Below are 206 nucleotides of genomic sequence, written 5' to 3'. Positions count from 1 at the left end.
AGCGCATATAACCCCGCTTCATCGCGCAATATCCCTGCATAGCGCACTAAATGCTCGGAGAGGTCAGGAGGTGTCGGCCCTTGGTAATGCTCTACCATTTTACCGTGGGATAGCGCCCGAGAGGGTTCATGCTGGATAATATCTTGAGCAGCCCACTGCCCGGTCAATACGGCCTCTAACAGAGAATTACTGGCAAAGCGGTTCGC

1 pseudogene is annotated in these 206 nt (G+C 53.9%); it reads right to left on the bottom strand.

The features are described from left to right. Positions 1-206, bottom strand: a pseudogene (locus KB213_RS12780) (L-aspartate oxidase); the annotation flags it as partial.

The organism is Neokomagataea anthophila (assembly GCF_018122595.1).
Lineage (GTDB): Bacteria > Pseudomonadota > Alphaproteobacteria > Acetobacterales > Acetobacteraceae > Gluconobacter > Gluconobacter anthophilus.
This window is presented reverse-complemented; position numbering and strand designations above follow the sequence as displayed.